The sequence below is a fragment of the Tenacibaculum aiptasiae genome (assembly GCF_008806755.1).
Lineage (GTDB): Bacteria > Bacteroidota > Bacteroidia > Flavobacteriales > Flavobacteriaceae > Polaribacter > Polaribacter aiptasiae.
Window position 1 is genome coordinate 317,756 of record NZ_WAAU01000008.1, and the last position, 15,473, is coordinate 333,228.

Sequence of the window (15,473 nt, forward strand, 5' to 3'; positions counted from 1 at the left end):
TTTAAAAAAGATAATTTTTAAAGTTTAACCTCTAAAAATTATCTTTTAACATCTAAACACTGAAGTTTTAATTAATTCAAAGAAACTTTTTTACTTCCGTAAGTCTTTTCTCTTTCTTTTGCTTCCTCTAACCATTTTGGAAGTAAGTTTTGTTTAAACTCTTCCTTTTCTTTATGAAGTTTTTCCATGTCTAAGCCTATGTATGCTTGTGCTTTCTCTTTAGTAGAAATATCTGGCATTTCTACAGGCTTATTGTATCCTAATTCTGCTAACAAACGAGCTAATTTTACACGTCCTTCTGTAGCTTTGTCCAAACCACTTGCTATAACTCTACCCGTTTCTACTGGTGAATGAAAAGAAGCCCCGTGTGAAGCTGCTGCATAATCCCAACGCCATTGAGCATGACGGATATCCATCAAAATATCTTTCATTTGTTCTTCTGTAGCTCCTAAATCCCAACATTTTTTTGCTTCTACATGCATTCTTACTAAAGCATCTTCTAATTTTAACCTTGCTTCTGTAGATTTTTGTTGACGCTCATATACATTTGCTTTTAATTTATCTGCTTCTTCTCTATGACAAACTTGACATGAGTTTGCTACATTATTCATTGGAGATTGTATATGGTGATCGGTAAACTTCTGTCCTCCTTCACTTTTATAAGGCATATGGCAATCGGCACAAGAAACCCCTCTATCTGCGTGTACTCCTGTTAAATAAGTTTCATACCCTGGATGTTGTGCTTTTAACATTGGAGCTTTACTTAATTTGTGCGTCCAATCTTTAAAATTCATATCATCATAATACTTTTCCATTGCCTCAACCGACATTCCGTTTTTCCATGGAAATGTTAAATATGGAACTCCTTCTTTACCTGGTTTTTTCTTATCAAAATAATACTCAACATGGCACTGTGCACATACTAACGAACGCATTTCTTGGTGAGTTGCTTTGTTAATGTCTTTACCCATTGCTTCAAAAGCTTCTACCAATGCTGGTCTGGTAATTGTAAGTTTCATTGTTTTTGAATCGTGACAATCTGCACAACCTATTGGATTGATTACTTCATGTCCTTTATCGGCCCATTTTCCTTTATAAAACTCTGTAATTCCAACTTCATTCATCAACCTAGGTACATCAGGACTTTTACATGTCCAACAAGTAGCTGGCATTGGTCCATCTCCTTTTCCTTTAGGCCCTCCAGTTCTTAAACTGTTTTGTAAATCGACCACTGCATTTTGGTGACCACGACCTTGACTATAATCTTTTGAAAAACCATAACCAGCCCAAAGTACTACTAAACGAGTGTCTTCTTCTAACATATCTCTCATTTTTGAACCTCCTTGAAAAGATTCAAAATCACTTTTTTCAGTTTGTAAGAAAGATTGATACTCTGCCGGAAAATTTTTACCCCATTCTTCATTTCTAGGCTCATTTTCGCTAATTTCTACCTGAGGTACGTATTTATACTTTGCTTCATTTTTTCTATTTACAATGCTTGAAGCTAGTAGCCCTAGTAGAAAAACGACTACTACAGTTACTAAGAATAATAATTTGTTTTTCATTGTTTTGTTACTTTTTTATTTGTTGATTAAGCCATTCTGGAATTACCGTTTCTACATTATCTGTGGGGATTGGAGCAATGTTATTTCTTATAGTAGAAATTCCATGCACCGTACCATGGGGAAGTTCTTGATGACAAGACCAACATTTACGTTCTGTTCTATTTTCTTGATGATTTTCAAGCCAACCGTCGTATTTTACTTGTGTTACTTGTTGTATATGACATCTTATACAATTGTTTTGTACTACTTCTTGTGAAGCTTCTCTCATAAACATTACCTCTGGCTCTGCTCTTGCTGTAAAAACCGAAGCATGAAATAAACCATCCTTAGCTTTGAAATAATATTTGTTAAAAACATTATCATGTGGTACATGACAATCATTACAAGAAGCTTGCTCTCTATGCGAACTATGCATCCAACTATTGTACATAGGCGTCATTACATGACAGTTTACACATGCCAAGGGATCATCTGACATATAAGAAACTAAAGAAGCCTCTTTTGCCATAAAAAAACCTAATCCTGTAACTATTCCTATTAAAACAATAGCTACTTTTCTCCATTTAGATTTTTTATTTGGTAATATTTCGCGATTAAAATTCAAGTCTTTTGTTTTTATTCTTTAAGAGGCTGTTAACTCTTTTTCTAACTTAATAGCCTTTGGGTGTAAAATGTTATTTTCTAAATGTATATGCTGATGTAAATCCTGTTCAAACTCTTCTAGTTTAGCATATAAAGCTTTAAACGTATTACATGCTCCTTCTGGTGGTGTATAATTGTTTGTTAACCTAGCTATTTCCTTTAAAACACCTCCTGCATTTTCATGCTCATGTTCCATCATTTTAATTGGATTATTTACGGTGCCAAATGGAGGTCGTTTATACACTTCCTTTTTCTTTTTGGCATCTACCAACTGATTTATAAAAGGAAATAGAATTTGCTCTTCTTTTTGCATGTGAGAAATTAACTCGTTTGCTACTTCATGAAAGAGCTTATTTACTATAACTACTTCTTCATAATGATGTCCATGAACTTTTGCCACTTTATTAGCATATTGAGACAATAAAGGAAGACTTTCTCTTACATATGTATGGTGAAGATTTTCAATATAAACTATTAAAAAATCTAAGCTCCAACTATCAAAATCTTGTAACTTATCTACCACTTTATCTACTTCAGAAAGCTCTTTTTCTAAAATTGCTTGATCAACATTGTTTTTTTTACAAGCTTTTTCTACTGTAATAGCTCCTCCACAACAAAAATCTATTCCATGCTTCTTGAAAATATGTGCAGTTTTAATATTTTCGGTAACATATGCTGCTACTGTTTTTTCTCTTGACACTACCATAACTATTTATTTTTCGTTTTAAATAATACAGGGTTAATAGTTACCATTACCCATCCCCAGTTATTGGTATTTTCAAAGTTCCCTTTTAGTGCTCTCATTCCTTCTGAAGCAAATAAGTGAGAATACCCAGCTTTAACTCCAATTTCTTTAGTAAATCTGTATCCATAAACAAGATCCACTTCTGTTCCTAGCTGTTTTGAAACTGTGCTATTGATATCGGCTGCAGCAGAAAAATTATGAACAAATGCTGTTAAATTAGATTTTGGATTTAATTTAAAATTAGCTTTAGCATAAATATCTAATAACCCTACACTATTTATGTGATTTCCAACATAGAAATAATCCATAAACCCATTAAACTTGTGGTTTGTTCCATAAAAAGGGTTAAAAGCATTGTTCTTTCCACTTGCAATATTGTAATCGTTACCGCTTTGTAACTCAACACCTAAACCTACCGTTGTTTTATTTGTTACCTTGTAGTTTGATTCCAAACCAAATAAATAAGCGCTTAAATCATTGTTATTAACATCGTTTCCAAACTGATAAAAGATATTAGCCGCTATATTTAATTTATTTCTTTTAGTTTTTAAATGTGTACCAACAGTTTGGCTATATTTTATTCCAGAAGTAGATTGTAGTCCATTATTCAAGAATAAAAAACTACCTGAGAAATTCTCAAAATCTTTATGAATCCATGCATACTGTAATGCTTTATATGTGTTGGGTGTTATTAGGTTTGTACCAATAATATTTTCTCTAGACTGATTGAACGCTAAACCAACATCTAACTTAAAAGTATTCTTTCTATATTTTAATAGCGCCAAATCATGACTTCTAGCTTGTTGTGCCCAAGCTACATTACCAAACATTCTACTATCATCGTAAACAATTTCTTGACGCCCTAGTTTTAAAGAAAAATTAGAGTCTAACATAATTTCTCCCCATGCTTGGTGTATACTTAATCCATTTGAATCGCTTGAATTTAATTGAGGTACATCTCCCCAAACTCTAACATCTTGAACACTTACATAAAAGTTCAATTTCTCAATTCTATAATCAATATTTACACGTGTTCTTTGCGATGTAAATAAAGCTGCTTTTTCGTTATCTGGAAATAACGTTTTAAAACCATGTCTGTATTCTGCACGAGGACGTATTTCAGCATCAATTTGTAATTGTTGTGCATAACCTGTTAATGAGAATAACAGTAAAAATGCTGAGAGAAATTTAAATACTTTCATAATAATTCGATTTTACATTATCTATAAGCACAAATTTCAGTAGAAACAATTCTTTATTCTATGATAAAAATCATAGATGCATTTTTTAAGTAGGGTAGATTTTGTTATTGCTGTTTAACTTATATAGCCGCGCGGATTTAGTTACTAATTAAAATTTAAACATTATGAAGAAAATCAAAAGATTAATTATACCTCTTTTCATTGTTTTATCAATTTTAGTGATAAACTCGTGTAGCAATGATGATACTATTGTAATCCCTTCTAATGGCACTGGTAACTCTAACGGTTCAAATTCAGGAAACACTGGTACTGGTAGTCAAGAACAAGGTAGTGATGGTGAAATTACTTTATATAAAATTGATGGCGATAATATTTCAAAAATCAAAGATTATAAAGTTACTGGGCAAGATTTAGAATATCAGAAAGATGTTGCTAAACATAATCAGATATGGGATTTAGTAAAAAAGATAGTACCATTAAATCAACGAAAAAAAATGGGCGAATTTTTAATTTACAATGGCTCAGTTTCTGGAAGTGCTGGTTTTGTAGTACAATTAAAAAAAGATTTATCTAGTTGGAAAATGGGTATTGCTATTAATTATGCTTATCAAGGTGGTTTTAATGCTGGTGGAGAAGTTTCTTATACTATTATTCATGAATTTGGGCATGTTTTAACTTTAAACGACACTCAATTGAATGCTGCCATTACAGCAGAAAATTGTAAAAACTATTTTCCAGGAGAAGGTTGTGCTAAAGACAATTCTTATATAAATGAATTACATGGAAAATATTGGAAAGATATTTGGGAAGAATATCAAATAGCTAAAAAAGATCAAGAGTCTCAACAAAAATTCTATAATAAACATAAAGAAAAGTTTGTAACCCAATACGCCTCAACAAACCCTCCTGAGGATATTGCCGAAGTATTTGCAACTTTCATTACTAGAAAAGATAAACCAGCAGGAAACTCAATTGCAGAAAAGAAAATTCTACTAATGTATGAAAAGAGCGAGTTATTAGAATTTAGAAATCATATTAGAAAAAATTTACAGCTCAGAGGAAAAGGTAAAGCTTATGCATTTGAATTGCCTGAACCTGGTAAATGGAAACAAGCTAATACTTTTGGAAATCCTTATAAAACTAAATGTAGACATTAATAATTAATATACGTTAAAAGGCGCTGTTGAGAGTAAATACCCTTCTATACTACCCTTCAATCATTTATCTCTTGATGGCGTCATTTTTAAACTATTAAATATGAAACAATCGTTATTATACATATTATTTTTTACTGTTCTTAGTAGCTGTTCTTTATCTAAAAATATGAAAGAGACTCCGTTATTATATTATGGTAAAACTCCATGTATGGGTAAATGCCCCGTTTTTGACATGTATGTTTATAATGATGGTAAAGTAATTTATAAGGGATTACAAAATGTAACTTTAGAAGGTGAACATAAATTCTCTCTTTCTAAAAATCAATTACAGGAAATTGAAGATGAACTTAAAAAAGTTGATTTCAATATAAAAAATGAAACTATAAGAGACTTACCTTCTACAATATTAAAGTATAATGGTAAAAAGCTTTCGGTAAGAAATAAAGAAAAAATAAAAGACTTAGTTAGGTTATTGGAAAAAATTATTGAGTAGTTTTTTTCTATTTGTTTGTTTTAAAAAGACCATTGTATAAAAATGGTCTTTTTTTGGTTATAAATGGTTATACTGAAGATAAACGCAGTATTTTTGCCGAATGCAAAAACAAGAAAACAATTCTAAATTAGAATTCATAGCTTTAATGGCCTCATTAATGTCGCTAGTAGCTTTATCAATAGATGCTTTATTACCTGCTTTAGAACAAATAGGATTATCTCTTAATATTCAACAAGCATCAAGTGATAATCAATTACTTGTAACAATGATTTTCTTAGGTTTAGGTTTTGGTCAATTAATATCTGGTCCTATTTCCGATAGCTTAGGTAGAAAACCCATAATTTATGGTGGTTTTATACTTTTTGTCATTGCTAGTTTTATTTGTGTAAGTGCCTCTTCTATTGAAATGATGGTTTTTGGTAGAATACTTCAAGGAATTGGATTATCAGCTCCTAGAACAATAAGCATAGCAATGGTTAGAGACTCTTTTAGTGGCGATTATATGGCTAAAATAATGTCGTTTATTGTTGTTATTTTTATCATGGTTCCAGTTGTAGCACCAGCAATAGGCAAGTTAATGTTAGATATTTATGGATGGAAATCTATCTTTTATAGTCAGTTAATTTTTGGAGTTATTGTCATGATTTGGCTATGGAAACGTCAACCAGAAACTTTAAAGGAAGAGAATAAAATTAAATTTTCTTTCCAATTATTTATTACTGGTACTAAAGAATTCATAAAGCATAAACAAGCCATTGTTTTTACTTTAATATCTGGATTTATCACTGGGTCCTTTATGGTTTATTTAAGTGCTTCTCAACAAATATTTCAAGAACAATATCATTTAGTAGATGAGTTTCCATACATCTTTGCAGGTCTTGCAATAGCTGTAGGTTTTGCTACTTTTTTAAACGGAACTTTCGTTATGAAATTTGGTATGTATAAATTGGTTTCTGTCTTTTTGGTTGTATTTACATTGATTCCAATTTTATATATCTTTTTATTTTATCAAAAAGAAAACCCAAGTATTGTAATTTTATTAACCTTTTTTGCTTTACAATTTTTTGCAATTGGTTTTCTATTTGGAAACTTAAGAGCACTTGCTATGCAACCTGTAGGGCATATTGCTGGTATTGGAGCGGCTATTAATGGATTTGTTTCTACAATAATGGCTGTACCTATTGCTACTTTTATAGGTAAATTTGTTATTACCACTACCCTTCCACTATTCATTGGATTTCTAGTTTGTGGTACCTTATCAATAGTTTTATTGAAAATAACTAAACTTAAAGCAGTAAAAAGCTAATTATGACATTAGACATACTTTTTGAAGACGAATATATTATTTGCGTATCTAAACCTAATAATGTTGTTGTACATCACGCACATCATTCTAGAAATGTTTCTGATGAAGACTCTTTATTACAACTGTTATTTAATCAATTTGGAAAGAAATTTTACCCTATTCATAGATTAGACAGAAAAACTTCTGGTATCATTTTATTAGCAAAAGAAACTTCTTTTGTTTCTAAGTTCCAAGAATTGTTTACCAATAATGAAATTCAAAAAACATATTATGGAATTGTTCGTGGACATGCGCCTGAAAGAAAAATAATTGATTCTCCTGTAAAAGGTAGAGATGCAAATGTGCATAAAGAAGCTGAAACTTTACTTGAATTAGTCGATAAGATAACTCTTGATATTCCTGTAAAACCTTATGATACTTCACGATATAGCTTAGTTAAATTATCTCCCAAAACAGGACGCTTACATCAATTGCGTATTCATATGAATAAGATAAGTCACCCCTTAATTGGTGATCCTAAATATGGTGATAAGAATCATAATACTATGTTTATAGAAAACTTTAATTGTGAGAATCTTTTTCTACATGCATATTCTTTGACATTTAAGCACCCAATATCTAACAAGGAAATGATATTAAAAGCTAAGCTTCCTAATGATTGGAATATTCTTTTCGAGAAATTTAATTGGAATATTTAAAAACTAATAATATTAAAAAAGGGTTACATAAAAATGTAACCCTTTTTTAATTAATTATTCTAAAATTAAATTTCTTTAAAAATAGCGTGCATTAAACGCTTTTTATCATTGATACTTTCTTCTAAAGAAATCATCGTTTCTGTACGATTTACACCATGAATATCGTCAATTCTATAAATAATATCTTTAGCATCGTTTGTGCTTTTAGCCCTTACTTTACAGAATATATTATACTTACCAGCTGTAACATATGCTACTGTCACATTTGGTATTAAGCGTAAATTATCTAAAACATGTTGTGTCATAGATGTTTTTTCTAAAAATACACCTACATGGGCTATAAACGAATATCCCATTTTTTCATAGTTCAAGGTTAATGTAGATCCTTGAATAATTCCTTCATCTTCCATTTTTTTAACACGAACATGAATAGTACCAGCCGATACTAATAATTTCTTTGCTATGTCAGTAAAAGGAGTACGAGCATTTTCAATTAAAATGTCTAAAATTTGGTGATCGATTTCATCTAGTACGAACTTCTTCATTTTTTTTGTTTTCTTCAAGTAATACTGCTAAAATATGTTTTTTTTACAAATAAAAACAACTTAGTTTAACAAAAGTTTAATTTTTAGTTATTTTTATTGAATTCTTTATGACCTAGAAAGGTTGATAAATTTCCTTCCTTTTCTTTAGTTAAGGTGAGTGCAAATTTACCATTTTCTACTTTCTCGACATACTGATATGCTACATCTTTTTCATTATTTTTTGTTCTATAAATTACATCATAGAAGTTCTTGATATTGTTTGGAATAGAAAAATAATCGGTATAATTTTCAAAGTTTTTTGCTGTAGAAATGTGATAAATTCCCTGTAATAGCGCGAAAAAATTAAATTTTCTCGCCATTTCTCGGTTATAATCTTCTTGATAATGTCCTGCTTCAATTAAAATTGTATTGTGCCCTAACTTTTGAAAATTATCTCCTGTTGCTGTTGGGTAAAATTCATCTGTGTAACGTCCAATATGATTTGGAATAAATTCTTGTAATAATGAATTCATAGCTACAATTACATTCATGGTCTCTTTTCTACCACTTGTAACTTTTCTTGAAACATCTTCCGATGGTGCTAAAAATGAAATTGTTGCTGGATTTTTAGTTCCTTCTACACCAAAAATGGTTCTTTGATCGTGTAAATTAAAACAAAACTCTGGATTAAATGCGTTCAATACTTTTCTTAATAACTTACTTTCTTTAGCTTCCAATGCTACAGCATCTCTATTTAAATCAATGTTATTAGCATTAACTCGAGTGTATACCTCTGCTCCATCTGGATTTAACATTGGTATCATAACTATCTCACAATTTTCTTCAATAGCTTTTACTATTTCAGAATCTGAAAAATCTTTTATAAAGTTTAAGAAATCAAATAATGCTTTGGTCCCTGTACTTTCATTACCATGCATTTGGCTCCAAATAAAAATTTTTCTTTTTCCTGAACCAAATTTTAATTGATAAATATCTCTTCCTTCTTCTGATACTCCTATTACTTTCTTTTGAATAGAAGTAGTTAATTTTTCATATAGTGGTTCAATATCTTTTAAGGTAATCCATCTACCAGATATTTCACTTTCTTTAATTGTTGAATAATTATTTTCTAAAAAAGAAGATGCTATTTGTTTCATATATTGTTATAAAGAAAACCAGTTTGCCACTAGCTCTTTTTCTATAGGTATGGCTGATATATGAATATAATCGTTTTTTTGCATATCATATGTATAATCTTTCGACCACTCTTCTATATTATCAGCTAATGTATTTAATGAATTACAGATGTAATTAACCTCTTCATTTGTAATGGTTGGGTGTACTGATAAACGTACCCATCCTGGTTTTTCGGTATTACATCCTTCTAATATTTGATCTTTTATTTTATGTGAAGTATTTTGATCTACATTCAATAAAAAGTGCCCATAAGTACCAGCACAGGAACAACCTCCTCTTGTTTGAATTCCAAATCGATCATTTAATAATTTTACTACTAAATTAAAGTGATACTTTTCAAAGTAAAACGAGAAGATACTTAATCGATCTTTATGGTTTGGTGCTAATATCTGAACGCCATCTAAGTTCTCTAAACAATCAAAAATGATTGGATTTATTTCATCCTCACGTTTTTTCATGTTTTCAGTTCCCATTTGGTCTTTTACCTGAATTGATAAAGCTATTTTAATTGTTTGTAAAAAAGCTGGAGTACCTCCATCTTCACGTGTTTCAACATCATCAAAATAGTCATGTTCTCCCCAAGGATTTGTATAACTTACTGTACCTCCTCCTGGGTTATCTGGCACCATATTTTTGTATAATTTCTTATTAAAAATAAGTACTCCTGAACTTCCAGGCCCACCTAAAAACTTATGTGGAGAAAAGAAAATAGCATCTAAATACTCATCTTCTTTTTCTGGGTGCATGTTGATATCAACATAGGGTGCTGAGCAAGCAAAATCGACAAAACAAAGTCCACCATATTTATGTATCAATGCAGCTACTTTATGGTACTGAGTTTTAATTCCTGTTACATTTGAACCTGCTACTATTGAAGCTATTTTAATTGGTCTGTCTTTGTATTTCTGGATTGTTTCCTCAAACTTTTTTAAGCATACCAAACCAGCATCATTACATGGTACTACTACAACATCGGCAATTGTTTCTATCCATGATGTTTGGTTTGAATGATGCTCCATATGAGACACAAATACAATCGGTTTTAATTCCTCAGGAACTTGTGTATGATCTTTTAAACTTTCAGTTACTTTTAAACCTAAAATTCGTTGAAACTTATTTACAACACCAGTCATTCCAGAACCTTCTGTAATTAAAACATCATCTTTTGATGCATTTACATGACGTTTTATAATATTTCTTGCCTCATGGTATGCTAAGGTCATAGCTGCACCAGAAGTTGATGTTTCTGTATGTGTATTGGCTACAAAAGGTCCAAATTTGTATAATAACTGTTCCTCAATAGGTCTATACAATCTACCACTAGCAGTCCAATCTGTATATACCATTTTTTGTTCACCATAAGGCGACTGGTAGGTTTGATCGATTCCTACAATGTTTTTTCTAAATTTATCAAAATATTGCTCTAAATTCATAATTAGATTGTATTACAGTTAAAATTAAGATTAATAAACTATCTAGTCTAATAGATTTATAATATTAACCAATTAATATTTTTTGTTTAATTATAGTCTAAACTTACCTCCTATTAATATAGTGTTTTCAAAAAAGTAAAAACTTTGAGAAGCACTATCTGCTGGATTCATTGTTGTTCTTATGTCAGACATATTGATGTATCCACCTTTTAAATCAGCTTGTATAAAGAAGTGTTTTAAGAAAGCGATATTTAAACCTGCCCCTATAGACATTCCGTAACCCGATAAATGAAATTCATCGTATCTTTCTTTTTCTAATAACTTTGTGTTACTTCTTGGAAATAAAATACCTGCACCTACTCCTTCTGTTAAGTTAATTTGTAAGTTCTCCATATTTAATCCAAACCAGTGACTTACATCGTCAAATCTTTTTACTTCTACATTTACATAGTTTAAACCATCAGTATGCTCAAAACGCAAGAAGTCGTCTGTTAACTTAATTGTCTGATTGTTATAAGTACCATCGTACTTTGCATTTCCTATATTTATATTTCCGTTTATGGTTACATCCTGATCATTTACCATTACATATTTCATATGATCAACTCCAATAGAAATTGTATAATTCTCTTTAAAGAAATATCCTATTCTATAATTTGTTTGTGGAATGGTAATTCTCCCTGGGTGAAAATAATCTCTAAAAGAAAACTTAGTAGGTCTGTCTTTTGCTCTTACATTAGATAATGTAAAATCGTAGTTTTCACCTTTAAATCGGATATCAGAATCAGAATAATCTGCCCAGTTCCAACCCCAGTAAACAAAGAACTTTCCTTTATTTGTAACTTTCTTTTTCTCTCTTACTTTTTCTTCTTTCTCTTGCCCTACTATTAATGATGTTGTTAACAACATCATTAATAAACTCACTATTCTTAATTTCAACGCGTTGTTATTTTCTTATTTTATTATTGCTTTGATTTCTTCTATCACTCTTTCAGCCAGTGAATCTGCTTTTTCTTGTGATTTTGCTTCTGTATAAATTCGAATAATAGGCTCTGTATTCGATTTACGTAAGTGTACCCACTCTTCAGCAAAATCTATTTTTACTCCATCTATGGTATTTACTTCTTCATTTTTATACTTTTCAGCCATTGTTTCTAAAATCTTATCAACATCAATTTGTGGTGTTAACTGGATTTTATTTTTACTCATAAAGTAACTTGGATATGAATCTCTTAATTCTTTACAAGACATTTTTTTATGTGCTAAATGCGATAAGAATAAAGCAACTCCTACTAATGAATCTCTTCCGTAGTGAGAAGCTGGATAAATAATTCCTCCATTTCCTTCTCCACCAATTACTGTATCGGTATCCTTCATCATTTGCACCACGTTTACTTCTCCTACTGCAGAAGCTGTATATGTTCCTCCGTGCTTTTCTGTAACATCTCTTAATGCTCTTGATGATGATAAGTTTGATACTGTGTTTCCTCCACCTAATCTTCCTAATACATAATCGGCACAAGCAACTAATGTATATTCTTCACCAAACATTGATCCGTCTTCAGAAATTAATGCTAAACGATCTACATCTGGATCCACAACAATTCCTAAATCGGCTTTCTTTTTTACTACTAATTCTGAGATATCAGTTAAGTGCTCTTTTAATGGCTCTGGATTGTGTGGGAACTGTCCATTTGGCTCACAATATAATTCGATACATTTTACACCTAATTCTTTCAATAAAGCTGGAATAAATACACCTCCTGTAGAATTAACTCCATCTACTACCACTTTAAACTTAGCTTTTTTAATAGCTTTTACGTCTACTAAATCTAACTTTAAAACTTCTTTGATATGCTTTTTTAGATACTTCTTATTCTTTTTGTATGAACCTAAATCATCAACTTCAGCAAAAGAAAAATCTTCACTTTCAGCTAACTTTAAAATTTCTTCACCATCTGCTCCATTTAAAAATTCCCCTTTTTCGTTCAATAATTTTAAAGCATTCCATTGTTTTGGATTATGAGAAGCAGTTAAAATAATACCTCCCTGTGCTTTTTCTAACGGTACAGCTACTTCTACCGTTGGTGTTGTAGACAATCCTAAATCGACTACATTAATTCCTAAACCAACTAAAGTATTGGCTACTAGGTTACTTATCATTTTACCAGAAATACGTGCATCTCTTCCTATAACTACTTTAATTTTTTCAGCTTCTGGATTTCTTTTTTTTATGAATGCTCCATATGCTGAAGCAAATTTGACAGCATCAATCGGTGTAAGGTTATCTCCTGTAGCTCCCCCTATTGTACCTCTGATTCCTGATATTGATTTTATAAGTGTCATATTAATTTTTATTAGGGTACAAATATAATGGTATTTAAGAAATTAACTTAAAAACTAAGCGTCTTTAACTGTAACAAATGTTACAATTAAGAGCATAAAAAAACCGCTACAATTGTAGCGGTTTTATAGGTATAAATGTTTAGAAAATTATTTTCCTTCCATTTTCTTCTTTAACTCAGCTAATCCACCGATATCACCTAATGTAGTTTTCTCTACATCAGCAGCTTTCTTAGCAGCAGCCTTGATGTTTTTCTTTTCTTCTTCTCTAAAGATAGAAGTATGAGAAACAACAATTCTACGGTATTCTTTACTAAATTCAGTTACGATAAACTGTACAGTATCTCCTTTAGCTAATTTCGATCCGTCTTCTTTTTCTAAGAAACGAGTTGGAGCAAATGCTTCAATTCCATCAGCGAATACTACTGTAGCACCTTTATCATTCTTTTCTTTAATAGTACCTTCGTGAGTTGATCCGATTGCATACGTAGCTTCGTGAGCATCCCAAGGGTTATCTTGAGTTTGCTTGTGACCTAAGTTTAACTTACGGTTTTCAACGTCTAATTCTAATACTTGAACATCTAACTTATCACCAACAGTTACGAAATCTGATGGGTGCTTAATTTTCTTAGTCCAAGATAAATCAGATATATATACTAATCCGTCAATACCTTCTTCTAATTCTACGAATACACCGAAGTTAGTATAGTTACGTACAGTACCAGTGTGAGTAGAACCTACAGGGTACTTAGTAGTAATATCTGTCCATGGATCTGGGTGTAATTGCTTCATACCTAAAGACATCTTACGATCTTCACGATCTAATGTTAAGATTTGAGCTTCTACTTCGTCACCAACTTTTACGAAATCTTGAGCAGAACGTAAGTGAGTAGACCAAGACATTTCAGATACGTGAATTAATCCTTCAACTCCTTCTTCAACCTCTACAAATGCACCGTAATCAGCTAAAACAACAACTTTACCTTTTACTTTATCTCCAACTTTTAAGTCAGCATTTAAAGCTTCCCATGGGTGAGCTGATAATTGTTTTAATCCTAATTGGATTCTAGACTTGTTATCGTCAAAGTCTAAGATTACAACATTTAATTTTTGATCTAATTCAACAACCTCGTTAGGGTGGTTGATACGAGACCAAGATAAATCAGTAATATGTACTAATCCGTCAACACCACCTAAGTCAACAAACACACCATAAGAAGTAATGTTTTTAACAACACCTTCTAATACTTGTCCTTTTTCTAATTGACCGATGATTTCACGTTTTTGATCTTCTAAATCAGCTTCGATTAATGCTTTATGAGATACTACTACGTTTTTAAATTCGTGGTTGATTTTTACAACTTTGAATTCCATAGTTTTCTCTACATACTGATCGTAATCACGGATAGGCTTCACATCAATTTGAGAACCTGGTAAGAATGCTTCAATACCAAATACATCAACGATCATACCTCCACGAGTTCTACACTTAACAAAACCGTTAACGATTTCTCCAGTTTCGTGTGCATTGTTAACACGATCCCAAGCTTTAATTACACGTGCTTTTTTGTGAGATAATACTAATTGACCAGAAGAATCTTCTCTTTTATCAACTAATACTTCAACTCTATCACCAACAGCTAAATTTGGGTTGTAACGGAATTCGTTTAAAGAAATAACTCCTTCAGACTTAGAATTGATATCGATAATTGCATCTCTATCAGTAATTCTTGTTACTTCACCTTCGATTACATCACGCTCGTTTACGAAACCTACTGTACCTTCTAAGGCTTTTTCAAATTCTTTTAATTTAGACTCATCAACTTCATCAATACCTTCTTCGTATTTGTGCCAGTTAAAGTTAGCTAAAAATTCTGCTGGGTTTACTGCTTCTGCAGCTTTTTTTGTTTCTTCAGACATGTCTGAAATAAATTTTGTATCTTCTTGTTAGCCAGATTTTTAACAATACTAACTCAAAGAGAAATTAAACTTTTATAAATATATTTTACACCTTTTATAAATCTGTTCTTGTAAAAAGGCGTGCAAATTTACGAAGTTTTATTGAAATAACCTACAAAGCTTTTGATTTTAAAAGATTTAATCTCACTACTGGTTATATAACCACAAACATTTTTTCTTATTTACGCTTATTTTGCTTTTTAAGCATC

The 15,473-nt window shown here is 31.1% G+C and carries 14 protein-coding genes; 4 read left to right on the forward strand and 10 right to left on the reverse strand.

Going from position 1 to position 15,473, the window contains the following annotated elements; all coding sequences use genetic code 11:
• Window positions 1–71 precede the first annotated feature (71 nt).
• Genes nrfA through F7018_RS04285 form a run of 4 tightly spaced genes read right to left on the reverse strand, consistent with a single transcriptional unit; the run spans window position 72 to window position 4,154 of the window.
• The gene (gene nrfA / locus F7018_RS04270; RefSeq protein ID WP_150898760.1) at window positions 72–1,565 is read right to left on the reverse strand and encodes an ammonia-forming cytochrome c nitrite reductase; all 1,494 of its coding nucleotides are present in this window, start codon (window positions 1,563–1,565) and stop codon (window positions 72–74) included.
• A gap of 7 nt (window positions 1,566–1,572) precedes the next feature.
• Window positions 1,573–2,169, reverse strand: coding sequence for a cytochrome c nitrite reductase small subunit (nrfH, locus tag F7018_RS04275; protein WP_150898761.1), 597 nt, complete (start codon window positions 2,167–2,169; stop codon window positions 1,573–1,575).
• An 18-nt stretch (window positions 2,170–2,187) separates the two neighbouring features.
• Entirely contained in the window at window positions 2,188–2,913 is a 726-nt protein-coding gene (gene ric, locus F7018_RS04280) for an iron-sulfur cluster repair di-iron protein (protein ID WP_150898763.1), read from the reverse strand.
• Window positions 2,914–2,915: 2 nt separating this feature from the next.
• Window positions 2,916–4,154: an alginate export family protein gene (locus F7018_RS04285; RefSeq protein WP_150898765.1), complete on the reverse strand. Its 1,239-nt coding sequence runs from the start codon at window positions 4,152–4,154 to the stop codon at window positions 2,916–2,918.
• Window positions 4,155–4,318: 164 nt separating this feature from the next.
• On the opposite strand from F7018_RS04285, the gene F7018_RS04290 reads away from it, so the two are divergent.
• The 4 genes from F7018_RS04290 (at window position 4,319) to F7018_RS04305 (ending at window position 7,808) form a co-directional block, all read left to right on the forward strand.
• A complete protein-coding gene (locus tag F7018_RS04290) occupies window positions 4,319–5,311 on the forward strand; it encodes a zinc-binding metallopeptidase (protein ID WP_150898767.1) in 993 nt (330 codons plus the stop codon).
• 166 nt (window positions 5,312–5,477) lie between these two features.
• Entirely contained in the window at window positions 5,478–5,804 is a 327-nt protein-coding gene (locus F7018_RS04295; protein ID WP_150898768.1) for a DUF6438 domain-containing protein, read from the forward strand.
• Window positions 5,805–5,904: 100 nt separating this feature from the next.
• Complete coding sequence (locus tag F7018_RS04300) at window positions 5,905–7,110, forward strand: multidrug effflux MFS transporter (protein WP_150898770.1); 1,206 nt, start codon at window positions 5,905–5,907, stop codon at window positions 7,108–7,110.
• Window positions 7,111–7,112: 2 nt separating this feature from the next.
• Window positions 7,113–7,808, forward strand: a complete 696-nt coding sequence (locus F7018_RS04305; RefSeq protein ID WP_150898772.1) for a pseudouridine synthase — start codon at window positions 7,113–7,115, stop codon at window positions 7,806–7,808.
• Between the two features lie 65 nt (window positions 7,809–7,873).
• Here the strand turns inward: F7018_RS04305 and F7018_RS04310 are convergent, their stop codons facing one another.
• The 6 genes from F7018_RS04310 to rpsA all read right to left on the reverse strand — a co-directional run bounded on the left by F7018_RS04310 (window position 7,874) and on the right by rpsA (window position 15,225).
• A complete protein-coding gene (locus F7018_RS04310) occupies window positions 7,874–8,353 on the reverse strand; it encodes an Lrp/AsnC family transcriptional regulator (protein ID WP_150898774.1) in 480 nt (159 codons plus the stop codon).
• An 83-nt stretch (window positions 8,354–8,436) separates the two neighbouring features.
• Window positions 8,437–9,489 carry a M14 family zinc carboxypeptidase gene (locus tag F7018_RS04315; RefSeq protein ID WP_150898776.1) on the reverse strand — a complete coding sequence of 351 codons (1,053 nt, stop codon included), beginning with the start codon at window positions 9,487–9,489 and terminating at the stop codon, window positions 8,437–8,439.
• 6 nt (window positions 9,490–9,495) lie between these two features.
• The gene (locus F7018_RS04320; RefSeq protein WP_150898778.1) at window positions 9,496–10,962 is read right to left on the reverse strand and encodes an aminotransferase class V-fold PLP-dependent enzyme; all 1,467 of its coding nucleotides are present in this window, start codon (window positions 10,960–10,962) and stop codon (window positions 9,496–9,498) included.
• Window positions 10,963–11,052: 90 nt separating this feature from the next.
• Window positions 11,053–11,874, reverse strand: coding sequence for a hypothetical protein (locus F7018_RS04325; RefSeq protein ID WP_394350028.1), 822 nt, complete (start codon window positions 11,872–11,874; stop codon window positions 11,053–11,055).
• Window positions 11,875–11,916: 42 nt separating this feature from the next.
• The gene (gene glmM / locus F7018_RS04330) at window positions 11,917–13,308 is read right to left on the reverse strand and encodes a phosphoglucosamine mutase (RefSeq protein WP_150898780.1); all 1,392 of its coding nucleotides are present in this window, start codon (window positions 13,306–13,308) and stop codon (window positions 11,917–11,919) included.
• Between the two features lie 147 nt (window positions 13,309–13,455).
• Window positions 13,456–15,225 (reverse strand): 30S ribosomal protein S1, encoded by a 1,770-nt coding sequence (rpsA, locus tag F7018_RS04335; RefSeq protein ID WP_150898782.1) that lies wholly within the window; start codon window positions 15,223–15,225, stop codon window positions 13,456–13,458.
• Window positions 15,226–15,473: the final 248 nt, after the last annotated feature.